This is a genomic window from Pseudomonas sp. B6001, assembly GCF_013386015.1.
Taxonomy (GTDB): domain Bacteria; phylum Pseudomonadota; class Gammaproteobacteria; order Pseudomonadales; family Pseudomonadaceae; genus Aquipseudomonas.
Genome location: NZ_JACAOX010000009.1, coordinates 284,604 through 309,348, shown reverse-complemented (window position 1 = coordinate 309,348; position 24,745 = coordinate 284,604). Strand labels below are relative to the sequence as shown.

Annotated in this window: 44 protein-coding genes; 23 read left to right on the top strand and 21 right to left on the bottom strand. The window is 56.5% G+C overall.

The annotated features are described in order from the left end of the window. Positions 1-73: 73 nt before the first annotated feature. The 15 genes from HX821_RS12480 to HX821_RS12410 form a co-directional block, all read right to left on the bottom strand. A complete protein-coding gene (locus HX821_RS12480; protein WP_177035819.1) occupies positions 74-622 on the bottom strand; it encodes a hypothetical protein in 549 nt (182 codons plus the stop codon). Continuing rightward, positions 619-1,254 carry a recombination protein NinG gene (locus tag HX821_RS12475; protein WP_177023268.1) on the bottom strand — a complete coding sequence of 212 codons (636 nt, stop codon included), beginning with the start codon at positions 1,252-1,254 and terminating at the stop codon, positions 619-621. Before HX821_RS12475 ends, HX821_RS12480 begins: the two co-directional genes overlap by 4 nt. After that, positions 1,251-1,559: a hypothetical protein gene (locus HX821_RS12470; protein ID WP_177023269.1), complete on the bottom strand. Its 309-nt coding sequence runs from the start codon at positions 1,557-1,559 to the stop codon at positions 1,251-1,253. Before HX821_RS12470 ends, HX821_RS12475 begins: the two co-directional genes overlap by 4 nt. Then, entirely contained in the window at positions 1,556-2,071 is a 516-nt protein-coding gene (locus HX821_RS12465) for a hypothetical protein (RefSeq protein ID WP_106111231.1), read from the bottom strand. The genes HX821_RS12470 and HX821_RS12465 overlap by 4 nt, the downstream gene beginning before the upstream one ends. After that, a complete protein-coding gene (locus tag HX821_RS12460; protein WP_177023270.1) occupies positions 2,068-2,268 on the bottom strand; it encodes a hypothetical protein in 201 nt (66 codons plus the stop codon). Before HX821_RS12460 ends, HX821_RS12465 begins: the two co-directional genes overlap by 4 nt. Further along, the gene (locus tag HX821_RS12455) at positions 2,265-2,936 is read right to left on the bottom strand and encodes a hypothetical protein (protein WP_177023271.1); all 672 of its coding nucleotides are present in this window, start codon (positions 2,934-2,936) and stop codon (positions 2,265-2,267) included. Before HX821_RS12455 ends, HX821_RS12460 begins: the two co-directional genes overlap by 4 nt. Then, entirely contained in the window at positions 2,933-3,328 is a 396-nt protein-coding gene (locus HX821_RS12450) for a hypothetical protein (protein WP_177023272.1), read from the bottom strand. Before HX821_RS12450 ends, HX821_RS12455 begins: the two co-directional genes overlap by 4 nt. After that, positions 3,325-3,579 carry a hypothetical protein gene (locus tag HX821_RS12445; protein ID WP_177023273.1) on the bottom strand — a complete coding sequence of 85 codons (255 nt, stop codon included), beginning with the start codon at positions 3,577-3,579 and terminating at the stop codon, positions 3,325-3,327. Before HX821_RS12445 ends, HX821_RS12450 begins: the two co-directional genes overlap by 4 nt. Further along, the gene (locus tag HX821_RS12440; RefSeq protein WP_177023274.1) at positions 3,576-3,848 is read right to left on the bottom strand and encodes a hypothetical protein; all 273 of its coding nucleotides are present in this window, start codon (positions 3,846-3,848) and stop codon (positions 3,576-3,578) included. The genes HX821_RS12445 and HX821_RS12440 overlap by 4 nt, the downstream gene beginning before the upstream one ends. After that, positions 3,845-4,573 (bottom strand): replication protein P, encoded by a 729-nt coding sequence (locus HX821_RS12435; RefSeq protein WP_177023275.1) that lies wholly within the window; start codon positions 4,571-4,573, stop codon positions 3,845-3,847. Before HX821_RS12435 ends, HX821_RS12440 begins: the two co-directional genes overlap by 4 nt. After that, positions 4,570-5,364 (bottom strand): Pyocin large subunit-like protein, encoded by a 795-nt coding sequence (locus HX821_RS12430; RefSeq protein WP_177023276.1) that lies wholly within the window; start codon positions 5,362-5,364, stop codon positions 4,570-4,572. Before HX821_RS12430 ends, HX821_RS12435 begins: the two co-directional genes overlap by 4 nt. Beyond that, positions 5,364-6,164, bottom strand: a complete 801-nt coding sequence (locus tag HX821_RS12425; RefSeq protein ID WP_177023277.1) for a Rha family transcriptional regulator — start codon at positions 6,162-6,164, stop codon at positions 5,364-5,366. Before HX821_RS12425 ends, HX821_RS12430 begins: the two co-directional genes overlap by 1 nt. Positions 6,165-6,307: 143 nt before the next feature. Next, positions 6,308-6,604 carry a hypothetical protein gene (locus tag HX821_RS12420; RefSeq protein ID WP_177023278.1) on the bottom strand — a complete coding sequence of 99 codons (297 nt, stop codon included), beginning with the start codon at positions 6,602-6,604 and terminating at the stop codon, positions 6,308-6,310. Then, positions 6,604-7,074 (bottom strand): YmfL family putative regulatory protein, encoded by a 471-nt coding sequence (locus HX821_RS12415; protein WP_177023279.1) that lies wholly within the window; start codon positions 7,072-7,074, stop codon positions 6,604-6,606. Before HX821_RS12415 ends, HX821_RS12420 begins: the two co-directional genes overlap by 1 nt. Positions 7,075-7,138: 64 nt before the next feature. Next, a complete protein-coding gene (locus HX821_RS12410) occupies positions 7,139-7,393 on the bottom strand; it encodes a Cro/CI family transcriptional regulator (protein WP_064451097.1) in 255 nt (84 codons plus the stop codon). Positions 7,394-7,488: 95 nt separating this feature from the next. On the opposite strand from HX821_RS12410, the gene HX821_RS12405 reads away from it, so the two are divergent. The 8 genes from HX821_RS12405 to HX821_RS12375 all read left to right on the top strand — a co-directional run bounded on the left by HX821_RS12405 (position 7,489) and on the right by HX821_RS12375 (position 11,818). After that, on the top strand, positions 7,489-8,349 hold the full coding sequence (locus HX821_RS12405; RefSeq protein WP_177023280.1) for a S24 family peptidase: 861 nt from the start codon (positions 7,489-7,491) through the stop codon (positions 8,347-8,349). 4 nt (positions 8,350-8,353) lie between these two features. After that, complete coding sequence (locus HX821_RS12400) at positions 8,354-8,581, top strand: hypothetical protein (RefSeq protein WP_177023281.1); 228 nt, start codon at positions 8,354-8,356, stop codon at positions 8,579-8,581. Positions 8,582-8,607: 26 nt separating this feature from the next. Next, complete coding sequence (locus HX821_RS12395; RefSeq protein ID WP_177023282.1) at positions 8,608-8,853, top strand: hypothetical protein; 246 nt, start codon at positions 8,608-8,610, stop codon at positions 8,851-8,853. Further along, positions 8,850-9,068, top strand: coding sequence for a hypothetical protein (locus HX821_RS31785; RefSeq protein ID WP_256344312.1), 219 nt, complete (start codon positions 8,850-8,852; stop codon positions 9,066-9,068). The genes HX821_RS12395 and HX821_RS31785 overlap by 4 nt, the downstream gene beginning before the upstream one ends. A gap of 71 nt (positions 9,069-9,139) precedes the next feature. Then, the gene (locus HX821_RS12390; RefSeq protein ID WP_177023283.1) at positions 9,140-9,889 is read left to right on the top strand and encodes a hypothetical protein; all 750 of its coding nucleotides are present in this window, start codon (positions 9,140-9,142) and stop codon (positions 9,887-9,889) included. Between the two features lie 206 nt (positions 9,890-10,095). Further along, the gene (locus tag HX821_RS12385; RefSeq protein WP_177023284.1) at positions 10,096-10,791 is read left to right on the top strand and encodes a hypothetical protein; all 696 of its coding nucleotides are present in this window, start codon (positions 10,096-10,098) and stop codon (positions 10,789-10,791) included. 260 nt (positions 10,792-11,051) lie between these two features. Further along, positions 11,052-11,483, top strand: coding sequence for a hypothetical protein (locus HX821_RS12380; protein ID WP_177023285.1), 432 nt, complete (start codon positions 11,052-11,054; stop codon positions 11,481-11,483). A gap of 125 nt (positions 11,484-11,608) precedes the next feature. Continuing rightward, entirely contained in the window at positions 11,609-11,818 is a 210-nt protein-coding gene (locus HX821_RS12375) for a helix-turn-helix transcriptional regulator (protein ID WP_177023286.1), read from the top strand. Between the two features lie 1,244 nt (positions 11,819-13,062). On the opposite strand, the gene HX821_RS12370 is transcribed toward HX821_RS12375, so the two are convergent. After that, positions 13,063-13,374, bottom strand: a complete 312-nt coding sequence (locus HX821_RS12370; protein ID WP_177023287.1) for a DUF1654 domain-containing protein — start codon at positions 13,372-13,374, stop codon at positions 13,063-13,065. Positions 13,375-14,191: 817 nt separating this feature from the next. Here HX821_RS12370 and HX821_RS12365 point away from each other — a divergent pair. The 10 genes from HX821_RS12365 (at position 14,192) to HX821_RS12320 (ending at position 19,565) form a co-directional block, all read left to right on the top strand. Beyond that, entirely contained in the window at positions 14,192-14,488 is a 297-nt protein-coding gene (locus HX821_RS12365; protein ID WP_177023288.1) for a hypothetical protein, read from the top strand. A gap of 257 nt (positions 14,489-14,745) precedes the next feature. Continuing rightward, the gene (locus HX821_RS12360) at positions 14,746-15,192 is read left to right on the top strand and encodes a hypothetical protein (RefSeq protein ID WP_177023289.1); all 447 of its coding nucleotides are present in this window, start codon (positions 14,746-14,748) and stop codon (positions 15,190-15,192) included. A gap of 19 nt (positions 15,193-15,211) precedes the next feature. Beyond that, positions 15,212-15,649 carry a hypothetical protein gene (locus HX821_RS12355; RefSeq protein ID WP_177023290.1) on the top strand — a complete coding sequence of 146 codons (438 nt, stop codon included), beginning with the start codon at positions 15,212-15,214 and terminating at the stop codon, positions 15,647-15,649. After that, the gene (locus HX821_RS12350) at positions 15,646-15,837 is read left to right on the top strand and encodes a hypothetical protein (protein ID WP_177023291.1); all 192 of its coding nucleotides are present in this window, start codon (positions 15,646-15,648) and stop codon (positions 15,835-15,837) included. The genes HX821_RS12355 and HX821_RS12350 overlap by 4 nt, the downstream gene beginning before the upstream one ends. Further along, positions 15,834-16,028 carry a hypothetical protein gene (locus tag HX821_RS12345; RefSeq protein ID WP_124378401.1) on the top strand — a complete coding sequence of 65 codons (195 nt, stop codon included), beginning with the start codon at positions 15,834-15,836 and terminating at the stop codon, positions 16,026-16,028. The genes HX821_RS12350 and HX821_RS12345 overlap by 4 nt, the downstream gene beginning before the upstream one ends. Before the next feature lie 157 nt (positions 16,029-16,185). Further along, on the top strand, positions 16,186-17,280 hold the full coding sequence (locus tag HX821_RS12340) for a hypothetical protein (protein ID WP_177023292.1): 1,095 nt from the start codon (positions 16,186-16,188) through the stop codon (positions 17,278-17,280). After that, positions 17,280-18,023 carry a hypothetical protein gene (locus HX821_RS12335; protein WP_169388695.1) on the top strand — a complete coding sequence of 248 codons (744 nt, stop codon included), beginning with the start codon at positions 17,280-17,282 and terminating at the stop codon, positions 18,021-18,023. The genes HX821_RS12340 and HX821_RS12335 overlap by 1 nt, the downstream gene beginning before the upstream one ends. Then, entirely contained in the window at positions 18,020-18,583 is a 564-nt protein-coding gene (locus HX821_RS12330; RefSeq protein WP_094953495.1) for a siphovirus Gp157 family protein, read from the top strand. Before HX821_RS12335 ends, HX821_RS12330 begins: the two co-directional genes overlap by 4 nt. A gap of 7 nt (positions 18,584-18,590) precedes the next feature. Next, on the top strand, positions 18,591-19,184 hold the full coding sequence (locus HX821_RS12325) for a hypothetical protein (RefSeq protein WP_177035818.1): 594 nt from the start codon (positions 18,591-18,593) through the stop codon (positions 19,182-19,184). Positions 19,185-19,253: 69 nt separating this feature from the next. Continuing rightward, positions 19,254-19,565, top strand: a complete 312-nt coding sequence (locus HX821_RS12320) for a hypothetical protein (protein WP_177021928.1) — start codon at positions 19,254-19,256, stop codon at positions 19,563-19,565. Positions 19,566-19,608: 43 nt separating this feature from the next. Here the strand turns inward: HX821_RS12320 and HX821_RS12315 are convergent, their stop codons facing one another. The 3 genes from HX821_RS12315 to HX821_RS12305 all read right to left on the bottom strand — a co-directional run bounded on the left by HX821_RS12315 (position 19,609) and on the right by HX821_RS12305 (position 20,884). Then, positions 19,609-19,878 carry a hypothetical protein gene (locus HX821_RS12315; RefSeq protein WP_177035817.1) on the bottom strand — a complete coding sequence of 90 codons (270 nt, stop codon included), beginning with the start codon at positions 19,876-19,878 and terminating at the stop codon, positions 19,609-19,611. Between the two features lie 103 nt (positions 19,879-19,981). Further along, positions 19,982-20,224 (bottom strand): hypothetical protein, encoded by a 243-nt coding sequence (locus HX821_RS12310; RefSeq protein WP_177035816.1) that lies wholly within the window; start codon positions 20,222-20,224, stop codon positions 19,982-19,984. 123 nt (positions 20,225-20,347) lie between these two features. Continuing rightward, the gene (locus tag HX821_RS12305; RefSeq protein ID WP_177021931.1) at positions 20,348-20,884 is read right to left on the bottom strand and encodes a hypothetical protein; all 537 of its coding nucleotides are present in this window, start codon (positions 20,882-20,884) and stop codon (positions 20,348-20,350) included. A 108-nt stretch (positions 20,885-20,992) separates the two neighbouring features. On the opposite strand from HX821_RS12305, the gene HX821_RS12300 reads away from it, so the two are divergent. Both HX821_RS12300 and HX821_RS31775 read left to right on the top strand, forming a co-directional pair. Further along, positions 20,993-21,247 (top strand): hypothetical protein, encoded by a 255-nt coding sequence (locus tag HX821_RS12300; RefSeq protein ID WP_177035815.1) that lies wholly within the window; start codon positions 20,993-20,995, stop codon positions 21,245-21,247. Between the two features lie 11 nt (positions 21,248-21,258). Further along, a complete protein-coding gene (locus tag HX821_RS31775) occupies positions 21,259-21,384 on the top strand; it encodes a hypothetical protein (RefSeq protein WP_256344233.1) in 126 nt (41 codons plus the stop codon). A 5-nt stretch (positions 21,385-21,389) separates the two neighbouring features. Here HX821_RS31775 and HX821_RS12295 read toward each other — a convergent pair whose 3' ends face one another. Next, positions 21,390-22,016: a hypothetical protein gene (locus HX821_RS12295; RefSeq protein WP_177021933.1), complete on the bottom strand. Its 627-nt coding sequence runs from the start codon at positions 22,014-22,016 to the stop codon at positions 21,390-21,392. 52 nt (positions 22,017-22,068) lie between these two features. Here HX821_RS12295 and HX821_RS12290 point away from each other — a divergent pair, with 52 nt between their 5' ends. The 3 genes from HX821_RS12290 to HX821_RS12285 are packed head-to-tail and all read left to right on the top strand — an operon-like array spanning position 22,069 to position 23,472. Beyond that, entirely contained in the window at positions 22,069-22,848 is a 780-nt protein-coding gene (locus tag HX821_RS12290; RefSeq protein WP_177021934.1) for a DUF2786 domain-containing protein, read from the top strand. A 45-nt stretch (positions 22,849-22,893) separates the two neighbouring features. Beyond that, positions 22,894-23,046 carry a hypothetical protein gene (locus HX821_RS31970; RefSeq protein ID WP_371316183.1) on the top strand — a complete coding sequence of 51 codons (153 nt, stop codon included), beginning with the start codon at positions 22,894-22,896 and terminating at the stop codon, positions 23,044-23,046. Between the two features lie 30 nt (positions 23,047-23,076). Then, entirely contained in the window at positions 23,077-23,472 is a 396-nt protein-coding gene (locus HX821_RS12285; RefSeq protein WP_371316182.1) for a hypothetical protein, read from the top strand. A 73-nt stretch (positions 23,473-23,545) separates the two neighbouring features. Here the strand turns inward: HX821_RS12285 and HX821_RS12280 are convergent, their stop codons facing one another. Further along, the gene (locus HX821_RS12280) at positions 23,546-24,403 is read right to left on the bottom strand and encodes a DNA/RNA non-specific endonuclease (RefSeq protein ID WP_102368918.1); all 858 of its coding nucleotides are present in this window, start codon (positions 24,401-24,403) and stop codon (positions 23,546-23,548) included. Positions 24,404-24,745: the final 342 nt, after the last annotated feature.

Here is a 24,745-nt window from a genome sequence, read left to right as displayed (position 1 = left end):
CCTGTTATCACCTCCCGCCGATCTTAAAGCTGATGTCGCTCAGGCCATCTGTCCAGTTCATTGCCGCAGCAAATTATGACGCAATGAATTTCTCCATTAGCCCCTCGGCGTCAAGTATCTCTTGAGCGGCCATCAGCGCCTCATTCACCTGGCCATCCAAAGAATTTCGTATGGATGAACGCCAACGATATCGGGTCGACTCTGGCTTTCCGTCATTGTCCCAATTGGTGATGTCGTACCATGCCGCTGGCAGCACCGCGGCGGAGCGCTTGCCGTCGGCGCCTGCTATCTGAGGAATAGCCCAGGTCAGCACGGCGCATTCCCGAAAGCGCTTCGGTGCTGGAGTCTTTACCGAATTCAGCAGCTCCAGAATGGCTCCGTGCTTGCGCTCTTCGTGAGTGGAGTACTTCGCTACCAGTGCGCGCCAGTGTGCAGGGGTGAGCGCTTTGTGCAGTCGGCCGAATACCCAGCAGTCTTGGAGAAACGCCGCCTCCTTACCGACGATCTCCCCCTTCTGCTTGGCGCACTGCACCTTGGGTTCAAAGTCGCAGCCGCCGGCGGAACTGATGGTCTCCGCCGCAAGGGCTCGAACTACTGCTGAAACAACGTTGCGATAGGTCATGCGGCTTCCCCTTTCTTCAGCTCTCTGGTCATTGCGCGGTATGTAGCCTTGATAGCTTTGATCTCATCTACTGTGTACTTGCGGGCCGGGTGCAGGCCTTCCAGCCAGGCGACCATTTCGACGCCGATACGCTGCACCAGACGGATGCGGTATTCCACTGCGTTGCCGGACAGATTCCGATTGCACTTCACGCACTGTCGATGGATGTTCAGCGGCTCGAAGCGCAGCTCTGGGCAGGCACCGACGGATCGGTAATGCCCGGCGTCCCAGCGGCTACCGGTCATGAGGTCGTTGTCGTTCGGCGTCGAGTCGCAGCTGATGCACGGCAGGTGTGCGTCACGCAGGCGCACGTACTCGTTCACCGCGGCCTGGGCTTCGCGCAGGTGATCCGCCCGGGTCTTCAACTTCTCCTTGCGGACTTTGATCTCGCGGCGCCCTACTTCGGCCAATGCCTTGCCGGCGATCGCCCGTCCCTTCTCGGACTTGCCGTGAGCGATGGCGCACTCGATCTCCCCGCACACGACTTGCGCGTCACGGGTACGCACGAACATCACCCGGCACTCGGGGCAGCGCTTGCGGCGCGGGCCACCGGACGCGAGTGGAGTCTTTCGTTGCAGCGGTGTGCGCTTCATACAGCCTCCTTGGCTTTCTGCTGCCCGAATTCAAAATTGCCACGCAAAGGCATGAGGTATTTCTCAGCAATGCAGCAACGCGGGTGCTCGACAAGGGTCTTGCCGATGGTCAATGACACCAAGCCATCTGCCTCCACCACCCAGGCGTTTGCATCTCCACGGTTAAACCATGGACCGTGGGCGGAAAACGAGTCGCAGCCAGGCCCCAAGCACTCAACCAGCTGCACGCAGCGCCCTATCAGGGTTGGCACCAGCGGACAGGAAACGATCAACGCCAGGTCGCCCGGCTTGAAGTTATGACTCATGCGGCCTCCTTGAACGCTTCAAACTCGGCCATTTCGGTCAGGCGCTCTTCGGTAAGCGTCGGCCAGTCGTGCAGCACCAGGTACGCGCAGCACTGTCGCCAGAAGTCTTGGAATACCTCTTCGCCCATCGAGTCGTAGGAGAGGCTTCGGGGTGTCTTGCGGGTGAGCTGGCCCAGGCCCGGAATGTCGAACGCTTCCTCATCGCAGTACACGCCCGACTCCAGTTGCAGGGCCTTGATCGCGTCGTGGGACTGCTTGCCGGAGAACCGGTCGATGTTCTGGCTCAGCACCCGGCCCAGGCCGTGGACCAAACCATTGAACCGTGGGTTGCGTGGCTGCTTGAGCTCGGCGCGAATCTTCGTGTTGATCCGGAAATCCCGCTCGCGCAGGATCGACCGGTCGGCGTCGGAGGACGGCACGAACGCGGCCACCTCCTTGCCCGTGGCTGGATCGACCAGGCGGCGCAGCACCAGGTACACAGGCATTGGGCGTGGCTTGGCTGGCTTGGTCATGGCTTCACCCGAAAGAATTCAATTTCGAATGGACCGACATAAACCCGGATGGCAGGCTTGGAGGCGAGCTTCGTGAAATAGAAATGCCAGTTGCGTGGGCGGAACCCGAAGAGCAGCCATCCCCGCTTGAACCCGAAGCTGACCATGTAGCCGTTACCACGGTAGTCATCGCTAAACCTGCCGTAGTTGGTTTTCATGACTGCTCTCCCTTGCCCATGGCGGCGTCGGCGGTTGCTCGCGTTTTCGGGCATGGCAAGCCGCCGTGATCCGTGTACACGCCGAAAATCACGCAACCGGTGAAGCCAATTGCCGGCTCATGAAAAGGCTTGAACGGGTGACGAGCATCGCGCTCCTTGCGCAGCGTCTCGACTTCTTCGCGGCGGCGCTCGGCCAATACTGCAAACTCTTCCCCGTATTTCCGAAGCGCCTCGTTCTCGGCCTTGAGCTGGTCGCGCTCAGCAGCCAGCGCTTCGAAATCTTCCAGCGGTCCAAGAACGCCATCCCCGCCGCAGGTGCCGCACACGTCCATGTCAGGCTCTGGCGGCTCGTTGTTACCCTGGTAGGAACTGTGACCTGAATAGACTTCGCCCTGGCCACCGCAGTCGCGGCACACGCAAAGTCGAGCTTTGACACGCTCGTTCTCGCCGATCAAAGCCAAAACCGTCGCAGGGCTGGCGGCAAGCACCAGATCCGCATAGTCCTTGTTCTGCGCCATGAACTCGGGAAAGGACCGGTTCTGGTGGACATCGAAGACGATGCCGTTGTCGTTGCGGATGTACAGAGCACCGTGGCTGCGCATGAAGCGAAGCGGCTGGTGCTGCTGGCACACTTCGGCAATCGCTTTCAAATCGCGGAAATCGTTCATTCGGCGAACTCCTTGAGCAACTGGCGGGCCCCCATGACTGCACCCTTGTCACCGGATGTACGGCTTATGTCCTTGAGCCATTCCAGCATTCGCGTGTTCTGGGCTTTCAGGTCGATAACCATGCCGAGCAGCTCATCGCCGTCGGCGTCCATGTCGGACTTGAGTGCTTCGCCAATCGCGCCAAGGTCGCAAACTGCCGCCAGGAGCATGCGCTTGTGACTCTCAAGGTCCTTGATCAAGGCGAGGACTGCCTCAGCACTGGCCACGCATCGGAATGAGGCCTGAGCAGGCAGGGCCTCCCATCCGCACCCGGACGCGCAGAGCTGGATCGCTCTCGCCTCCTCGGTTTTTGCAGCCTCAGCCAGCCGCACAAGCTCGGTGTAGTCGGTCATGGCTTGCTCCCTGCACAGTCGTTGCAACCTGGGCGGCAAATCCACTCGGGCTGCGGATCCCCCTCAAAACGCTCCACTCGCTCAACCGAATCGCCGCGCTTGATGTAACCGGCTACGCACTTGGCGGTGTCCTTCTTGCTCATGGCGTCATCCCAGCAGGATGCGGAGACCTTTCCACATGCACGGCGAGCCAAGTACATGAAACCAAGCGAATTGCGCTCGGGCTGATTCACTTCTGCAAATTCGCTCATGTCCGCTGCTCCGCTGCTTCTGCGATCAATGCCATGCGCTCCAACTTGCGCGCCTGGAGCCAGGCCTCTGACGTGCGATCTTTCTCGCTGCCCTTGTCGACCCACTCCCACACCGGGCGGCCGTTGCTGACCATGTAGGCCCGATACATCTTGCTGTACTGCTGCTGGCGGATTTGCTGGACGCCACGGCCTTTCAGGAAGCGTTCGTCGCCAGCCTGCGGTTTTGGTTTGGTCTGGGCGGTGCTGTATCGAATGCTGGTTACGGTCATGTCCGTTTCTCCGCGCCGCACACCGGCTCGCGCTTGATATTCATTTTTGCCAGCAGCAGCTCGCGCGCGGACTTACCGTCGGCCGGGATACCCTGCTGAAGGATTCGCGCTTGGGTCTGCTGGTCGGCCAGCTCGTTGGCGAGTTCGAATTCGGTCTTCTGGCTATCGTGGCCGATGCCGGCGGCGATCCGGCCGTCGAGCGGCAACCTGGCCTGGGCACGGCGAAGGATGATTTCGTAGTTGCGGTCGAACCTGGCGCGAAGCCCCTTGTCTTCCTGCTTGGCGCCGCGAAGGTCAAACAGACCGGTAGCCTCGGCGGCCAGCTTCACAGCTTCGTGGCTGTACGTGGTCATCAGCGCTTCGATCCAGGCGTCACCAACGGCAGGCATGCCGAAGTCTTCAGGCCCTGGTGCGCACATTGCGATGAACTCACCAACGCTCGGCGCGAATGGCTTCTTGAGCTTGCGGCACTTCTGGATGCCGAACTCGATCTGCTCCAGGGTGCGGATGCCCGCCTCGGCGAACTCCTTGATCCACTCGGCCTTTGCAGCGTCCAGTGCTTCGGTGGACGGCCACGCCTGGCGCCATGCAGGGAAGATCCCACGCAGCCGGCGGAACAAGTCGTTAACCACCTCGACCGTCTGCGGCGTGATGTCGATCGGCTGGACATGGCTTTCAGCGGGCAGGTTGCCCATGGTCGCCATCAGTTGGTTGACTGGCTTCATGGGAGAGCCACAAGGCCGTCAGCCCACGCCTTGCTGTTGAAGTCTGGTTCGCCAGACTGAGGGCGCGGCGTGAACCGGTGGACGTTGCTTCCGGCCGGCGACGGATCTGGCACTTCGTCTTCCCAGCGCTTGCCGTTGATCCATGTCGATGGGTGCGGGATGAACCGGCCGTCGTCCTTGAGCCAGTCTGTCGTTAGGCATTGCGCCCCCAGGGCCTTAACCAATGAATCGAAAAGCTCTGTGGTCAGCTTGAGCTTATCCCACGCCTTCCGTGCAGCCTCCTTGCCCACCTTGCGTGGATACAGGGCCCAGAACTGCGCGAACAACTCAGCGTGATCGACCTCATCATCGCCATAAGTCTTTTGTTCTTTATCTTCTCTTCTCTTCTCTTCTCTGGTCCGCAATTTGTCCGCATCACTAGCGGACACGTTGCGGACATTCTTTGCCTTTCTGTCGTTGCGCTTGCGCTCGTTATCGTTGGCGCGGCGCTTGGCGCTGGCCCCGTTATGCTCCTCAAAGCGCGGCATTACGAGGCTTCCATCGTCCTGGATACCCGCCCATTCCACGTCAATCATGGCCTGGGTAAAGCCTGGCCAGCCCACTACCGCATCCATCGCGTCGACGGTGTAGCCCACCAGCACGCCATCATCACAGTGGGTGTCGAAGATGCTCCAAGCGATGTGCAGTCCACCGATGATCCGCAATCTGTCCGCTTTCAATGCGGACACCATGCGGAATACTTTCGGATGCGTCTGAAGGTCGATTCGCATTTTGATCCAGTCCCCGGCCATTACGCGGCCCTCAGTGCTTTGTCGTGGGTGAACAGGCCGTCCCAGGTCTTCTTCATGGGAAGCTCGCCAGCCAGGTAAAGGTCGTACAGGCGTGCAGCGCCCTTCTTCAGCAGGACAGGCGTGTAGGAGATAAAGGGATCTTTGCCGTGCGGGGTGACTTCGTGCTGGTGCTCGGTCATGTACTTGTCGCGGGCGTAGGAGCCAACACGGTGACGTAGGCCGGACTTGCTCTCGTTGTAGAGCCAGCTGCGAGCTTCCAGGTACTTGCCCACCTGCATGACGTTGACCCCATTAAGGCCCTTGCAGAACTGGGTGTGGGTCATGCCTTCCTTGAACAGGTTCTCCAGGGAATGGATCTTGGTCGCCTGCTGGTGGTTTTCAACTCGAAGCACCTGCGTCTGTTCGATCTGATCGGCATATAGGCGCAAGGCTTCTGCGTAGGACGGGAGCGCGACGGCCTTCTTGTTTTCCGCCTCCAGTTCGTTGAGGCGGCGAATCACTTTGAGGCGCAAAGGAATGCTGTAGCCCGTCAGAAGAAGCTCTGTCAGCTCACGATCAAGATGGAGGTTTGAGGTGTAGCCACGCGAATCCAGATCTTCCCGGACATGGCTCACATCTGAGCCATCCTTTTTCAGCTCGTCGAGCATCTCTCTGATGTCGCGAATAACGTTTTTGTGCAGCTTCCTGGTCAGTCCGGCAATTTCGGAACTGGTCATTGAAATTACACGCGCCACGTTTTCAGATTGAGAAAAACGTGGCGCGAGATTGTTGGGGGTATTGCCTTGAGTTATCTGTTGCATTAGAGTTGCCTCAAGTGATGTAGCAATGAACCGGGCCGTGAACCCGGTTTTTTTGTGCCTGAGATTCAGGCGTTATAGGTGTCCGGCGCATCCGTGGTAATTTCGAATTTCCACAAACGAAGGCCAGGAGGCCGGACATGTCATTAATCGATACTCAAAACTTCAACATCACCTGCGGCGAGTGCGCCCACCAATTCCCTCATTCGGTCGGTTATCTGAAGCTCAATGACCGAATGACCATCTGCCCCGAATGCGGGAATCGCCACCAACTCGACAAGGCCGGGTTTGAGGCTGCCGTCGCTGAGGGTGAAAAGCAGATCGATGACCTTCAAGCGAAGGTGCGGCGCATCGGAGAGAATCTGTTCAAGGGTGGCAAATAGCCCCTCAAGCTCGGAAAGACCGGGCTGAGCGTTCAGTTGAAGTTTCAGTTCGGCTTTCATCAGGCGCGCGCCTTGTGCAGCTCAATCACTGCATTGACTTCTTCGTGTCGAGCTGCCAAGTGTTTGGCATGCAGGGCGAGAATATCTTTGGCTTCTGCGGCATCAATTTCACCATCCTCCAATGCCAGGGCGATCAACTGGTCTACCCTCCCCCGCCTTACCGCTGTACGCAGAGAGCGGTGGTGCATGTCCACGTTATCCAGCGACTCGGAATCAGGAAGGCGGACGAAGATCCCGCCATACATGGCGCAGATGTAATCGGGGAGGAAGGTGGTTTTGGCCTGGGTTTCGAGTACGCAGACTTCGTCATCACTCAGCTTCTTGACCCCTGCCGACTCGTAAATCCGATTCTTGAAACGCTTGAAGTCCTCCTCGCCAAGAAATGCCGCGGCGCAAGGAAGGCCGCCCGATACGGCGTTGGCGGCAGCAATCACTGCTGCTCTGCGGGTTTCTAGCACTTGCGACTTCATCGTCTAGTTTTTCCTTGGGTCGGTTGCGGTCAGAATTGCTTCAATGGAACGGCGGACAGGGATGTCAGGCAGCGGACTGCTGCGAAGCCTCAACAGAGGCCGGAGCGATCTGCCCCCACGGAAACGATGGGCAAAGGTCGGTGCGGTTTACGACGCCACCGGTCAACGCCTCGATTTGAACTGCGCGCTTTGCTGGTACTGGGCGCTCGCCGGAGCACCACTGATTAACTGTGGGTGCAGTGACCTGCAGCAGGCGCGCCATTTCCACCTGACTACCCAGCAAGCGAGATGCTTCTTTGGCCGCTTCTGCTGATTTCATGAGTTCTCTCCTGGAGATTTGTGTCGAATATAAGGCATTACCTTATCGCGGGCAAGTCATTGCCTAACCGTCAGCGCAATAGGCTTAATTAGGCAATGCTTACCGGACCAGAATTAGGCGCCGCCATTGAGGCCGCGCGGATCGCCAAGGGCGTATCGAAAAAGAACCTCGCAGACGACTTCTCCGTGAAGCCTCCGTCGATACAGGGCTGGGTGAAAAACGGCAGGATCGACAAGTCAAAGCTGATGGACGTGATCGCCTATTTCTCTGACGTCGTGGGGCCGGAGCACTGGGGGCTACGCCCAGGCTTTTCCTACGAAAACCTGGAAGTCTCCAACGAAGAATCTTCCATTCAAGACAGTAATGACGGACGCTCGCTGGCTTCGTCTGCGGCAGACATGGTTCGTCAGATGTTGGCGTCGAAAGGTAAGAGCCTTTCAGAAGATGCTCGCGCCAGGTTGCTGGCTGCTGCTGAGCAAAGCGACTCAGGAAACGTTATCCATGTCGACTTCTCTCGCCCCGGCCAGGTTGGCGATGAGGTTTGGATCGCGCACTACGACGTGCGCGCAGCGATGGGTGGCGGGCAGATCCCGCACGAATACCCGGAAATGCTCCAGGACATACGGGTTAGCCCCAAGCACCTGCGTGACCTGGGCGTCACCTTCAAAGAACACTTCCATCTCAAGATGATCACTGGCTGGGGCCAGTCGATGGCTCCAACCATCAAGGATCGCGACCCGCTACTGGTCGACATTACGATCCGGGAGTTCACCGGGGACGGGATCTACCTCTTCTCCCACGACGAGATGCTGTATGTGAAGCGCCTGCAAAAGAAAGGCAAGGATCGCTTCAAGATGATTTCGGACAACAAGCACCACGACCCCGAGGACATTCGTGTCGACGACACCCACATCCTGGCTCGAGTGCTTTACGTGTGGAACGGACAACCGGTATAGCGCCATGCCCCTCACCAATTCGAACAAACAGCTGCGCAACGAGCTCAATTACCTTGGGCTGGGCCTCGAGCAAACCGCGGGCGGCATAATCAACATCACTAAGGACTGCCAAGATATCGATGTTGCAGCCGTCCTAAAGCTGGTAGCGAAGCTATACGATGATGCGGATCGGCTCGCCGCCCTCGCAGACGAGGTTGGTGCTGGACTGATAACGCGAACCGAATCTGAGTAGGATCGAAGAAACAGCAAGGAGACTGCATGCCCCTCACCATGCCAAACCAGCAACTGCACCGCGACCTTAAAGAGGCTGCCGCCCTGCTCAAGTGGTCAGGCGTCGACCTGAAGCAGGCTGCTGTAAAGCTTTCTGATGCCGGCCAGGAAGATGACGCTCGCGAACTGACAGCGATCGCTATGAGGTTCCAGGAGGTCGAGGATCTGATGGATGGGTATGCGGATGAGGTGAAGGTAGGCCGAATAAGCCGGGCAGCGGAACAGCCAAAATGACTGCATGGCGAGAGCAGACCTTCTGGAGCAAGGTTGGAGTCATTGCTTGCCTGGCTTTCCTTATGATGCTCCCCGGCTATTCCGACGTCGCTGGACTGGGCGGAGGCTCATCCGGCCGCAAGAGGGTTTTCAGCCCCGGTTTCGTTGTACTCTGTGTTTTCGTGGCTGTGTTCGAGTTGATAGCGCTGAACCATTTCTATGGTGGGCGCGAATAATCTAAGCATGAGACGAATTGGCGCCAAGCTCCCCAACTACTCTATGGAAGTCACAGCTCAACAGGGATTTTATGCAAGAAGAACCAGTTCAAATTCGTGTTGGGCGATTGCTACCAGGCGGACAGCTTGTAGGTGAAGGCGCAAACCAACCTTGGCGCGGAATTGCTGCAACTGTCGCAGGCGAGGTGGCAGTCATCGCGAAAAAAATCTCAAACAGAGAAATGGCCGTTGAGGTTATTTGTGCTGCGTTGGGTCGCTCCGCAGGTCTCCCTGTTCCGGAGCCCCTACTCCTACTTGACTCCGCCAATGAGTGGCACTTTGGCAGCGCTGACACTGGGCATCCTAATCTCTCCCAGTTTGTCAGCTCGCAAGACAATGTGATCTTAGATGAGCTTGAGCGATGGCCTGAGTTGCTCGCGGCGGCATGCTTTGATGAGTTGATCGCCAACCCCGATCGGCATGATGGGAATATCCTGTTCAATGGACAGGGATTTCTGTTGATCGACCATGGTCTTTGCATGCCATTTGGCATGAAGCCGTCCGACGCCACAGATGACTACTACTTAAATCGTTTCCTCGACCTGGCAATAAGCGGTTGCAGGGACGATTTATCTACCGAGCGTGCAGCGCGGCGAGCATCCGAGTGGGCCGAACACAAGCCTAAACTAGCTGTCGAAGAGACAGAGAGTTCTATTTCTGAGCACTTTGAGTCCAAAACTCAAAATCAGCTGATATCTTTCTTGAAAGAGCGAATCACCAGCTTGGGCGATATGCTCCACCACAAAATAAAGCCAACTGCACAGGGGAGGCTAAAATTATGATCAATTTTGAGGCCCTCCTCAAAGCGGTTCCGGCAGCGCCTTCCTTCCAAGGTAGCTGGGCGTCCGTATACTTGGAGCCCATGATGGCGTCCGGTGAGCGACTAACTGTGGCCGTCGCGGCCATAGGAAAAAATGGTGAGTGCAGGGTTTCCCCAGCAATTCGACCTCATGTAATTGACGCGATGTTTGGAGCTCAGGCGGCAGGGATGGCAAAGATGATCGGCCTCATCTGCTCAAGCCTGCAGCATCATCTTCAATACAGATCAAGCTTTGACGGCTGGATATCTCCGATGTCCGGTGTCAGCCTCGGAAGAGTGAGAGAGACCTCCTCAGCCGACCTGGTTGGCCTGTTGCGGCAAGCCGTCTCCATGACAGCAAGCTTAGCTGCCTTAGATTTTTCAGACGCTGAAGGCGAGATCGAGGAGCTTGACGGTGTTGATGTCGGATCGGGCTCAAATCGAGATCCGTGGCCGAAGCTATTTGAGTCGGCGGTTGTGCAGCGAGATGCCCGCCTTTCCGGTTACTTCAATAGAACATTTGAGGTTTCGGAAAAAGCTCGCCCCGCAAAGATCTTTTACCTAAGTGAGCGGGCAGCAATCAACACCGGAAAGCTCATACCTGGCGCCGCACTTTCAGGAATGTTTGAACGAAACAAGGCTCGACTTCTCGATTTGCTCGTGGTTAGAGATCGCGATGACAAGCTCTTTCCGAGAGCTCACTTTGAACTTGTGGTTTTCAGGCCTGCTTTTGACGACCCAACGTACAGTGAACGCCAGATTGACTCCTTGCGACGGTCGATAGAGGCGCTAGAGGAGGCAGGCGACAAGCATGAACTCCGTGTTCAGGCGGTTCAGTCACCGGAAGAGGCGGCAGACCGTCTTTTGCAGTCAGAAGCAGCTTAGTGGCGCTTTGCTAAAAAAGAGCCCGGCCCAGCGCCGGGCTTCTTGTTTCTGCCCTTTCACACTTGGGTTCCTTTGGTCATTTTAATTCTCAGCACCCGCTTAAGCCCGCCCTCCGTAGCCGAATCCATTACGGCATATCTTGTTACAACCATTCGCCCGCAGGCACCGCCCATAGAGAACTACAAACTTCTACTCCAGTCCTAATGCTAGGCGTGCTTTAAACCGTGAGCGCCTGCTGACAACCCATAGAGGTTCAAAAAATGAAAATGACACTACCCGCCCTAGCTTTGGGTGTCCTCATTTCGCAAGGAGCGATGGCAGCCGGAGATGGCACAGCCGCTCTTGGAGGCGGCGTTGGTGGTGCACTTGGCAATATCGTAGGCCAACAGTTTGGCGGATCAACCGGCACGGCAGTAGGCGCAGGCGTAGGTGGTGCTGCCGGCAGTGCTGTCGGCGCTCAAAGAGGCAATAGAGCGGAAGCTGCGTTAGGTGGCGGTATCGGATCGGCTGGTGGCTCGCTCATTGGTAACCGTCTGGGCGGCACGACTGGCTCAACTATCGGTGCGGGTATCGGTGGCGCCGCGGGTGGCGCGCTAGGAAATAACCTAGCGGATGATGAAAGCAGTCATCGATCAGATGGTAAGAAGCACAAAAGCAACAACAAGCATAAACACAAGAACAAGCATCGTTAGTTCCTGACGCTGCTACATCGAAGCCCGGCCAAGCGCCGGGCTTCTCGTATCTGCTCTCCCAATCCGCAGATGGAGGCTGTGCATCACGGATGCTAAAGTGTGAACTCAATTGTGAGAGCGCCCCAATGAAAGAGATCACTGACCGACTCAAGGAGGAACGAATTCGTCTCGGTTTGACGAAGGCAGAGCTAGGAGTCGCTGGCGGCGTCAAGGTCAATGCCCAAAACGTCTACGAGCGCGGGATCAGAACGCCGAGCGCGGTCTATTTGGCCGCAGTCGCCAAAATTGGAGTTGACGTGCTCTATGTATTGACCGGTCAGCGGCGTACGGACTAGCAGGAACTTCGCTGTGTAGAAAAAACCAAGGGGTTGTCACAACAGAAAGGGTGGATCTATGGACCTAACAGAGAACATCCAACTAATTTATTCCCTTCTGGATCAGCTATCCGCTGACGTCGAAACCAGCTCTGCGGATTTGCTCGGTGATCAGGAGCAAATCTTGTTCGGGCTGCGTGAAATGCTTCGGCTCAATTTGGTAACGGGACAGCATCATTACAGTGGGTACTCAGACACCACCGGGCCGCTGCTGTCCTCCGTTTTATCGATTCGCTTGACCAGGCGCGGAGTTGCGCTGAAGGAGCAATAGGCCACTATTTACAGCTTGTCCTGAGCGCCTACCCTTAAAGACTCACGCAATTTGAGTTGGGAGGACAACCATGGACACCTTAAGCAGGCTGGAAATCGAGACGGTCCTGGCCAGCCGCCTGCCGAATTGTCTAATCTCGTGCTCGATTAGCGCTGACAACACGCTGTCAATCGACGTGACAGGTCCGGAATCTGATCAGTTTACGATAGTGAACATCGACCGGCGCAACTACCACGGAGAATACGGCATTAGTAGGCTAGCCCGAGAAATTCTTGAAGAGATGGTGTTCTCGAGGCAGTCCTCTCGCCGCCATGATTCAAGGCGAACAGGATAAATCGCCCAGGCAATTCCCCCCCTTTCTTATCCCCCGCTGCGGCAGATCAGTAACGCGCCCTGCTCCCTATGCGCCACCGTGATATAGGTACGGTTACATCGATCTCCCTACGAAAATCGCGAGGATCTGCCCCCTACTTCTACCTCCTTTTGCCGCTGCCGCTTGCCACGATTCATGAACAGCTATCAATGCTCTCTGCGCGCGAAAGAAAAGCCGTGCTAGATCTAATGAGCTGCCTCACAAAAAATCGATAGTGCGCGACGAGCACCTCCAAACTCTAGCCCCCCCCAATTGGGCCGGCTCCCCGCTCGCTAGAATCTCAATTCTTGGAAGGTGCCATTTTCGTTGTGCACTTTCACCGAGGCGGCTTTCCCTACAATAAGTGTTGCGGTCATCCTCACCAGCCCTTCCTTCGTGGATGCCTCTGCGAGTGGCTTGGCTGAGCCAGTCCTGAACAAACCCCAACCAACTTTCGTTTTCATTATCCTGTACGAGTTCATACGCAGATCCATCAAATCGAATACCTAAGCGTAGTCGATACGTGAAGCCCGGCTCATCGCACGCAAACAAACCCGGCGATCGCGGGCTCTTTCTTGCCAGTCAGAAAGGCGCCGCCTCTTCTTCCTGCTCAAACTCGACCTCTCCCCTCCCCGCTACCTCGACTTCCTGCTGCTCCCACCTCACCGTCACGCTGCCGTCGTCGTTGAGCGTCAGCTCAAGCTCGTCCGTCTGGGCGATCACGCTCAATACCTCTTCCCACTCCCGATCCCCGTCTGTGTCCAGGCGATGAATTGTCACCCAGCGCTGCGCCTGCGCCACGGGGTGGTTGATCATCGATGACACACGCAGCCCAAGGCGAGCCATACCGCTCATTTCCTGCCGTTCCGCCGGTGCCGCCTGCTTCTTCCCCATGAAATCTCCTCCCAGTTTAATGCTGTATATCCATACAGCTTAGGCAAAGCTTATATCAGCGCTGCCGAGAATGTCATCTCCGAAATCGGAATAACGACCGGGAACATTTTCTGAAAATAATTAGGCATTACCTATTTACAGACGATTAGGCATTAGCTTACTGTTCACTCCATCGAGTCACCCAACAGGGACTCGCCAGGGCCTCAGGGCCTGACCCGCTCTTTAGTCGCACCGCTTCACCCTTGCCGGATCACCACCGGCCCAGATTCAAAGGCAGCGATGAACCGGCCTAAACGGTTCAGAGGGTTGGCAACTGACCCGGGCGTGCAGCGTAAAGCGCCAAGAACAGTTATCCAGCGGGAGAACAAGCCGAAAGGCCCGCGGCTGGAAGAACATTTGATTCAAGCCGGTGACCGACGCCAGCAGCGGGTCACGGCCAGCTCCAAAAGATTTGAATTAGCGATCCCGATAGCCTCGGCTGGGAACGCCGGACCTCATGCACCCTGCCCCACTCAGCCAGGGCATTCAGAGCTGTAGCGTGCATGTTGTAAGGACCTGTGATCCACGGCGAACAGATGCTGTTTGACGCTGGGAGTAGGAAGCTCGAAGCCCACACCGAAGACGACCGGCCAGCCCTGCAATCAGCAGCGGGCAACGGGCCACACCGCTGACGCAACAAACCCAGGCCGTCGCCAGTAGCGGGCCTGGGCCCCCTTCCCCACCTCTATTACGTCAGCACTCCTCCCCGCGCCCATCGGCAACCAGCGGAAGGCATGAGTGTTGACGAATACAGATGAACCAACGAATGGAGAAAGTCATGGCCAAGAAAGTTGGCGTAAAAACCAGGAGCGCCCAAATCGGCGTTCGAATCAGCCCCCGCGTTAAGTACATGCTTGATGTAGTGGGTCGCATCCAGCGCAGAACCATGAGTGGAGTTATCGAATCGGCTCTTTTGGCTTATGCCAAGTGCGACGAAGAACGCTTAGCCGACCAGACATGGTCAACGGATGAAAGCGAACGATTGCTCAACCTTTACCTAGTAGCGCCTCACCTCATGTCATTCGACGAAGAGATTGAGGCCAAGCGGCTAATCGCAGCCAAAGCAACCGCCTAACCCCAAGCAATGGAGGCCGCCAATCGTCAATGCGCTCTGGGTCGAGATCGACGCCCGCAAGCGCCGGTAACGGTGCGACGGCACCCGGCGCCGGTTGCGGTCAGCTTAGGCTGACTGTGCGATGAGATCCTTCCACCGATGGCAGACGCCAACCCTCAGGTGCGGAACACCTAGCATCAGGTATGCGTTCTCACTTCTTGGGGAGGTAGTACGAGCACATATCTGGAAGCTTAGATACGACGACAGAGTTGCTCATATTGAACGCCAACGATTGGATTTTTGCTTTGGAAGCTGGATCAGCTTTGACTCGGCGAACTTCCGCTCTAAGCGAATCGGTCGTCTCCGGGTCGCTATTTAAAGCGTTCTCAACGCTGCTATTCGAATCTGGATTGGCCTTGACGCAAAGGCTTTCAATGGCCAGCAAATTGACGGCGTTTTCGGTGTCGTCCTCTGCTGCGCTTGCCAAGGTACTTGCGACCGAAGAAACGCTCAATAGCAGAAACGCTGCAGAAATTCGCTTTAAAAACATCATTGATCTCCCTGAAAAACTGAAATTCATCATAGCGCTATTGATTGGCGATTTTCCAGTTTGCCCCCCGCATAGCCCCCCCCTACCAACAACCTTACCGGTCAGGTGCCCGACAGGCCTATTTACGCCGGGATTCAAAGACGGCCACTTCAAATACGTTGCATACACCGACTAACGCCACCCTGGAGGCGATCATGAACGCAGCATTGAATATTTGCCAGGAGCGTTACGACGCTCAGTTGCCTCCAGAGGTCAGCGAGGCGAATCCGGAACAGGAGTGGCTGGAACACTCGGCGGAACAGCTGGTGTGCGGCGTCGATATCAAGTGGAAGCGCCGCCACGGCCAGCCGCAGGTGGTAACGTTCGACCGGTTCTGCACGGTGCTGCAAGGCCACCTGAATCAGCGCCAGATTGACGGCCTGGACCAGCGTGATTCGTTTGCCCGGCTGCTGCTGTCGGCGATGCTCGGCAGCCAGAGCGATGCCCGGTCTCACGCCGCAGACCTGCTGGGCCAGCAAAGGCCCATTGAAGCGGTCGAGAAGATCGCCGTAGCGCTACTGAGGCCGTATGCCGAAGACGCGGTAGCAGCAGAGCGGGAAGAGCGCGAAGACGACGTGGATGCCGACCTATGAGTCCGCACATCCTGATCGACGAAGCGCTGGAGGCGCTTGAACATCCAAGCAGCGAGCTGGGCGCCCAAACCGTCGTGGCGCGGATGATCACGAACATGCTCACCGACGACGCAATCACCGTCGAAGAATTCAACCATTACTGCCAGCGGCTGCTGAAGATCAACACGCAGCGCAAGGAGGACGCATGACCACCGCACCGGTTAAATCACTGATCGACGAGCAGCTCGACGACGTTGAGTCCAAGCTGATCATGCTGGGCTTCGGCCTCCCCTTCAATGAAGTAATCGGCCAGCCGCGTGAGCGTGCTGTGGCCACCTTGCCGAAGCGCCTTGCAGCAACCATGAAGGGCGGGCGGATCGCGGTGAGGGTTCGGCCGTGACCACCCACCAGCGCACCCGGCGCCTACTCATCTGGCGCGGCTCCTTCTCTGCCCTCTCCGTCTGCACCTTTCTGATGTTGCTCAGCGCCCTCGCTGATCGAATTACTCAATAACCAATGCCTCACAGCGCCCCGCAAGGATGGCGCGGGAGATAGTCATGCTCGCAGCAATTGCAGATCGCATCCGTTCCAAATCCTACGAACTGCCCCTGTCCCGCGATTACGTCCGCCACTGGGGCCTGAAAGAAGCCATAAGGGAGCTGGTACAGAACGCCCTGGACAGCGAGTCGCCGTTTGAATACGCCTTCGCTGATGGCCAGCTGCTCATCACCAGCCGCTTTGCAAGGCTGGAGGCCAGCACCTTGGTGCTGGGCAGCACGTCCAAATCTGACCGCACCGATGCCATCGGCAGCTTCGGCGAGGGCTATAAAATCGCCCTGCTGGTGCTGACCCGGAATGGCTACGACGTGAAGGTGCTGAACGGCAACAAACAATGGGTACCAGAGTTCCGGCACAGCGACCAGTTCGACGCCGAGGTGTTGTGCATCAACGAGACCCCGGCGCACCGGCAGAATCAGGGTGTTGAATTCGTCGTCTCCGGCCTCACCGATGATGACGAAGCGGAAATCCGCAGCATGTGCCTGCGCATGCAGCCACCAATGAACGACGTGATCGGCACCAAGTACGGCCACATCCTGCCCTCCCGGCCCGGAAAGCTTTACGTCGGCACGCTGTTTGTTTGCGACACCGACCTGACCTACGGCTACGACATCCTCCCCGAACACCTACAGCTTGAGCGTGACCGCCAGACGGTCAGCGGTTGGGATTTGAAACAGGTATCCAAAAACGCCTGGATCGACACCGGGCGTCTGGATGAGGTGGCGGAGAAGATCGAGGCAGGAATTCCCGACGTTGAATACGTCGAGTACGGCAGCACCGAACTGGTGAGAGAGGCCTGCTACAGGTTGTTCCAGCAGAAACACCCGGGCGCTATTGCAGTTCAATCCCAGGAAGAGCTGAACACCCTGGTCAAGCAGGGAATGACCAACACCGTAGTGGTGAGCCGGACATTCCACTCGCAAGTCGCCAACTCGACCTCATACAAACAGCAGGTCGCCCACGTCGTGGCCATCCAGACACCCAAAGCTGCCCTGGAAGAATGGTACCGCGACAACAAAAAATACATGAGCAGGCTGCCCGCGGCTTCCTTTAAGGAACTGGTCAAGCGTGCTGACGGCTGGAGGAATAAGTAATGTCCGAGAACACGAGAATTTGGGACCAGGTCAACACAACCGACCCTGACGCTACTAAAAAATACACTGGCGCAGGTGGCTTTAAGGGCACTGCGATCAGGCCAACCTACCTCATGCGCAAGGCAACAGAAATTTTCGGACCATGCGGTGAGGGTTGGGGCTGGAATGTCCTTGAGGATCGATTTGACGAAGGTGCACCGCTTCAGGCGCCCACTAAAGAGTGGCCAGAGGCTCCAATGATCTGCGCGAAGCTGCACACCGTAAAAATCGAACTTTGGTACCTGGGCAACGCCGGGCAAAAATGCACGGTTCAGCACTACGGCCATACGCCATTTATCTACCTGCAGCAGGGAAAGATTCTTACTGACTGGGACGCAGCGAAAAAATCACTGACGGACGCCATCGGTAAATGCCTGCAGCCGTTGGGGTTCGCCGCCGACATCTACATGGGCATGTTCGACGATCCGACCTACGTCGACACCATCACCGAAGAGTTCAAGCTTGAAAAAGCCGAGGACAAGGACGCCGAGATACTTCGCCAAAAACAAGAGCGTGTCGACTGGCTTGCCTCAGCGGTCGAAACCATTGGCAAGGCCGTCACGACTCACGAACTCAAGCTTCTGAACGTGAAATACATCCGCGAGGCAACTCGTCGCAACGAACCCACCTTCATCGCGCGAATCACTCGAGCATTCGAGGAGCGCAAAGCTGTGCTTGAAAAAGGCACGGAGGCCGCAGCATGACCCAACTCTACGCACTCACCGGCAAACTCGCCGAACTCCAGGCCATGGCCGACACCGACGACGAAGGCTTGAAAGAGGCCCTGCAGCACGCCATGGACGAGGTTCAAGGCGACTTCAACGACAAGGCCGACAACATCGTCATGTTGCGCCGGAACATCGAAAGCGACGTGACAGCGATCGACAACGAGATCGAACGCCTGGCCGAACTCAAACGGATCAAGTCCAACAGCGTCTCGCAGATCAGCGACTACCTGCGCCGCAACATGGAAGCCGCCAACATCAAGTCGATCAAACGGCCGCTGTTCACCATCACCCTGGCCATGGGCAGCGAACGGGTGATCGTTGACAACGAGGATGCGGTGCCGGATGAGTTGACCTCCGTGAAATCAAGCATCACCCCAGACAAAAAAGCCATCGCCTCCAAGCTCAAGGAAATCCGCGATCACAACGAGGCTGTGCGCAAGCGGATGGCCGCCGGTGAAGACGCCGAACACGAACTTCTACCCGAACCAACCTGGGCTCATCTGGAGCGCGGCGACAGTTCGATACGGATCAAGTGAGGCCATCATGATCAGCAACAACCTCAGCCTGGTCGAGGCACTACGCCCGGCCTCGGATGAACTGGCGGCCCAGGTCGCCCAGTTCCTGGCCAGCGGCGGCCAGATCGAAGAAGCGGCGCCCATCGGCTACAAACCGAAGCCCATCAACTACAGCAACCAGATGCCACCGGCGCCGAAGCCGTTTGTTCGGCGGCGAGTTGAGGCGACTCCCCTGCCCCTGCACTCGAAAGATATTCGCCAGCAGGAACGCGACGAACTCGCTGAGCGCATCCGGGAACTGGGCACCACGCACACGCAGACGGAAGCATCGATAGCCCTGGGCCTGAGCCGGCGCACCCTCTACAGCTTCGCGAAGGAGTACGGCATTACCTTCAAGAAGCCGACCCGGGGCGGTGCCAATGGCGCAGTTCGAAGCGAACAGGTCCAGGCCCGCGACGCGAAGTACGCCGAGCGGATTCGCGTCTTCCTTGAGCTGGGCATCACCCGCCGCCAGTGCTGCGGAAAGCTGGCGATCGGCAACAAGGCCTTCGAGCGGATCATCGCCGCCCACGGCATCGACTACCCCAAAGCGCAACGTGGCAGCACTTCATGCGCCGCATAGCCCGCACCCAGCAACGCAAACGTCAAACCTGGCTCGCACTGCCGGCCAGCGGAATAGAAGAGGTAGGCCATGGCAGCCGCGCAGAAAGAACGATCAGCAAAGACTGCGGCGAGGCGAAAGACTCGCGGCGAGGAAGAATTGCGACTCCACACCATGGCCGGCACACGCCAAGCCTTGGCTGACCTGATGGCCTGGAACGGAATCGAGGAACAGGGCGAGGCCATGACCTTGATGATTCACCACCTGCACGGCCTGGGCCCGGCGGGATCAGCTCCGTTTCTCGCACCGCCACGACACGAATACGTGATACCCGAAAACGTGTCGGCAAAATTACAGCTCGCCTACAACCGCGAAGCCCTTCGCATCTGCCACGACGAATAACCCACCCTACTTTCTGCATCCGGTAGCTGGAACGCGTCAAAAGTTAGCGAATACTGACGTCGACCTCTTGGACCATCTCATCTTCATCAAAAGCCACAGCGCGCACGAATGCCACTTGAATGTGAGGGTTGTTCTTGCGGAACTCCTCGTCCAAATAGGCTTGGGGCTCGCAGAACTCAAGCACCTGCAGATCATCACCACGTCGCTTGATGCGGTTGAAGGTAACCCCGCCATCGAATTGAAGCTCATCCTCGGGATTTAGGTTTCGCAACTGGTACTGCAAATCGCCAACAGTAAATTTCTGATCGCTCATTCGAATCGCTCCTTGATCCGGCTCTATACCGGTCACCCGTAATACCCCAACTGAAACCAATTTGCCACTACGGGCAAAGCAGGTAGCTCCCGTTCAGAACAAATTACCTGGCTGAATTCATGCTCTTGGCTCGCTCCAAAGCCATTGGCTCAACTTCGGTGAATGCCTGCGCCTCAGATTCCCAGTTCTCTGATGCGTGTTTAAACACTCCGGCAACGCCAGGGACGCCCGTCGTGGTTACAAACACTGCCGAGGTTGGTTTTCCGTCGACGTAATCATCGAGGGTGATATTCACCTCGATTTGACCGACTCGAACAGTTTTTGATTTCCCATTTTTTGCAGTCACAGCTTTCTCCTTGATCCGGCTCCATGCCGGTCATCCATAAACCGACAGCGACACAATGACGACTGGCACCACTGATTTGCTCTGGCCGAAATACAAATTCGTATTAAAACCCAAAAAAATTAGTCACCCGATTTTTTTAGAGTAGGTGGATATTGGATGCCGACCAGATTTAATATTTTCCAAAGTACTTTCAACGATAGGCCTGAAGGCATCAGATTGATAGAAGACCGTTAATACTTCCAAAGTGTTTTGAGCGCTGCCTGAAAAGGTAAATCTAGAGGCGTTAAATTCACATGTATCCATCTGAAACGACCTTTCGCCGTCAATAACAACTTCACTCCCATCAAAACTACAAGAGACAAATCTTTTTCCCGAAGCAAAAACCCGCTCAACACCAAATTTCATACCGGAAATTAGTTCAATAGGCTTCTCCCTATTAGATCTTGCTCGACTGCTATAAATAATCCAACCAAAAAAAATTGATAGAACAAAAAACAAAGCAAGCCAAATTGGTATTGTTACTGTTTTTGAAAGATAGTCACGATACAAGTCATTCCAGCTCACCATGAGACCTGCAACGGTTGATAGGAAAGTAAAAATAAACATAACCACAATAACAATCGGGTTCTTTGTAAGAAACTCAGAAATACCTTTAAGCATTAATAAACCCCACTGTCCAGATCAAGATTAGGTAATTTTACTACCTTAATACCCCATATCAACAAATCACGCCAGCCGGCGAGGCAGGCGCACGCTTGGAGATAACCCATGAGCACCTTTGCAGTGTTTGGAATGACCCTCGATGTCGCCAAGACCGAGGCCCGCAAGAAAACGGCCGGCACCCGGAAAAACCCGAAGGCGCCTGGCGGCGTCGAGCCGATCCCGGAAGCGGAATGGCTTGAGCTGGTCGCAAAGCGCGCCCAAAAGATCTGGGGGGGGGGGGTACGGTCCGCCAGCTCTCGCCGCTGTTCGACGCGCCGCAGTACGCCGAGCAGTTCATTGAGTTGGCTCGCACGACCCTGAGGTGCCGAGACATGCAGATCAGGGCCAAGGCCGTGCTGGTAGACGCTAAGGGCAAGCCGATCATCAACCCGAAGACGAAGGTGCCAAAGGTTGGGTTTTCAGAATGGCCGCCCAAGCTTGAAAGCCAGGCGGTATAGTCGGGCTAGACCGAGAGTTGTTTCTTGTCTCGCGTTTTTGCTATATCGAGCGCGGTGACCGCAATGGATTCGTGATGGCGCAGTTGCTCTGTTACGGAGATGAGCGAAGCCGTATCAAGAGGCGTTCTCCGCAACTTTTCACAGGCTATTCTAGCGAACTCTGCCCCTACCTTTAGCTCATTGATCATTTCGATTTTCGCTGTTGCTAAATCGGTAATCGAAAACTGGCTGAGAGCCTCCAAATTCGGAGCCCAGTGAAGATTCAGGCCCAGAGAAAAATATTCTTTTAGGGGTTGATCGCTATTGCTAGAGCGGGCCTCTATAAGCACTTTGCAAAGATAGTTTAGGTGCGTGATCTGACTGCGCGCGAGTTTTTTGAATATTTCTCGGATCTGTTCGATACGTTCTCGTTTTTCTTTCAGCTCAATATCTTCCCGAGCTTTTTGCTCGCTACGACTCACGTAAACAGCCCCCCAAATCGCGGCTATTGATCCTACCGCTTGAACCCAGCTGGCAAGTTCGCTGCTTGTAAGCTTGAAAAGAGCAATTACAAATATCAATGCCATAACAGACACGGCATTTGAAACAGAAAGCCAGGGCTTGAACAGCTCCTTTCCATAATCGTTCAGCATTCCACATCCCCACCTGACGTTTGACCGGTAAATATACCCGGCGAGGCCTCCCATGTCCGCACAACAGATCGACGAAAAGAAGCTTGAGCGCGCGATCCGCAAGATCAAGCACTGCCTGGCACTGGCTCAGAGCGCCAACGAGAACGAAGCTGCGACCGCACTCCGGCAGGCCCAGGCATTGATGCGCGAGTACCGGCTGACTGAGATGGACGTGAAGTTGAGCGACGTGGGTGAGGTCGAGTCGTCCCTGTTCCGTGCCAAGCGTCGACCAGCATGGGATCAGCAACTGAGCATTGCTGTGGCAGACGCATTCAGCTGCACCACCCTGCGGCGCCGGATGTGGTGCTCCGCGAAAGGCCAACTCATTGAGTGTGCAACATTCGTCGGCGTTTCTCCGGCCCAGAACATAGCTCTGTACGCGTATGAGGCACTGCACACCAAACTCACCCAGGCCCGCAAGACCTACTGCTCAGGAGTTAGATCTGGCATCCACCGCAGTCAGTATTCAGCAGAAACTGCCGGTGACCACTTTGCGCTGGCGTGGGTCTGGGAAGTTCAGTCGAAGCTGAAAGCGCTTGTGCCTCAGGGCGATGACGATTCCCTCGGGCATCCAGCAACCGGCCAAGACCTCTTCGCGATTCAGGCTCAGGACAAGGCGCTGATTGGCGAATATCTCGCCACCCAGGAAATCGGGAAATCGAGGAAAGGAAAGTCCGTGGAAATGGATATGAACGCCCAAATCGCCGGAATGCTCGCCGGGCGAAAAGTGGAGCTGCACGCCGGCCTCGCGCGCGGCGGCAACGAAACCCTCGCCTTGTCCGCAAGCGCATAACTCCCCCCACTCCACCGCCCGGGCATGGCCCGGCAAGGACTCCCCATGCCCACAGAAAACAAAGTCGTCGCGCCGCTGCAGGTAGAGCGATCAACAGTCACCAAGCTAGTTATCACCGGCGCGCCGAACCTTGACCCGATCACCGTCTTCCTTGAGGACCTGGCCCCATGCAAGGGAAAGATCACCGTCAGTTGCTAGGGCAAGAGCTGGACGGCCTACTGGGGCGGCATGTGGGATGGTCTGAGCATCAGGCAGTTCTTCTGCAAGCTGAGCACCGGCTACATCATCGGCTACTTCGACCAGGCGATGAGGCCACGGCAGTTCAGTGGTGAAGCGCTTGCAAGGGAAGCGCAGCGCCTCGTCCTGAAAGAGCGCCGCCAGTTTTGTTATGGCGCCGACGAGACCCGCGAGCGGTTCGATGAGGCAGAAGATCTGCGCGAATCGCCATCAATCGACCATCTCCACGGAGCGCACAGCGAACTGATGACCAAGCTTTTCGGGCATGAGTGGTGGCACTTGACCAACGATGCTACTGAGCCAATCCCCGATTACACCTACCTTGAACGGATCATCCAAGCGGTCCAGCAGGCGCTACGCCAAGAACAGCAGCAGATGGCCGCATGAAGCGGATCTACAAAATCCTAGTACAAAAAAAAGGCCGCCGAATCCGGCAGCCTCGTGTGCTTGATTGCAGTGTTTACTTACAGCCAATCCGCGCCGGCAATTGCCCTTGCTTCGACTTCAAAGCTGTCTGGACGGCCTGAGGCAAATTGCTCCAGAACGTGAGGCCTGATCGCTCCTCAATCTGATTCACGGTCACTTGGTAGTCGCAGAAATTGGCGCCCTTTGGTGTCTCCTGGTTCATCACGAACGAGGCATAGACACCACCCTCTGGCGAGCTGCCGACGAAGATGATTTTCCAGTACCCGCTAGGGATCGTGTGCACCTTGTTTGTGCCTGGCAGCGTGCCGACGAAATGCTCATAGAGCGGCCCGGTAGCGACGAACACCTGATCAACGCCCGCCTCTTTGCTGAGGTTGCGCTCTTGGTCCTCAAGTCGCGCCCAGGGCCCCTGGTTGAGGTCAGCCTTTTGCGGGGTGATGTTCGACAGATAGTTGAGGGTTTGCCAGTCAGGAACGCCTGCCATCGAAGCCAGGTTGGCCTGGTGGCCACGGTCAACTTTGAGCGCAACGTTGGCACCGTTGTAGTCCACCGGATCGAGCGTTTCACCGGCGGGAATATCCGGATCGGTCTTCCAGTTGCGCGGGCGCCCGCTTGCCGGAGTTTCCTTCGTGATTTTGTAGGAGACCCAGTTCGCAAACTTGGTCGAACCGTTGTTGTTCAGCGTGTACGACTGGCGATTCAGCGTCATCGGACTGCCACCTGTTGGGCACCCCACTGAACAGTTATCGAATTGGACTGCTTGAACAGCCTGAACGCGCGGTGCGCTTTCAATCTGGGCCCCACCCTCTCGGGTTCGGTCAGTTGTGGTACAGGCCGCAACGAACGGGATCAGCAGAAACGCGAAATTTCTCAACTTAATACTTCCTTGCATGGTGTAGCTCCTTTGGGTGAAACGATTACATCGGGAAATGGAAAATCAGCCCTGCGGTTCCTCCGCGAGCTGACGGGAACATTGAAACATATGAACGTTTCATTTTGGCGCTCGTGAATACCCATGACCGGGTAACAGCGGCCGCTTGAAGTGAATCAGAAGAGATGACCGGCAGGCCAAGGCGTTGAGTTAGTAGCCCAGAGGAAGGGAGTTGTTTAACTCGCGGCTAAATGCGACAGCCTACCGATCAATGCCCACAGCTGGAGGGCCCGCTCCAACGGAGTAATAGAGCGTCTGCCGCGCAGCACCCCAACAACGAATATCTGAAATGCATGCGCGACA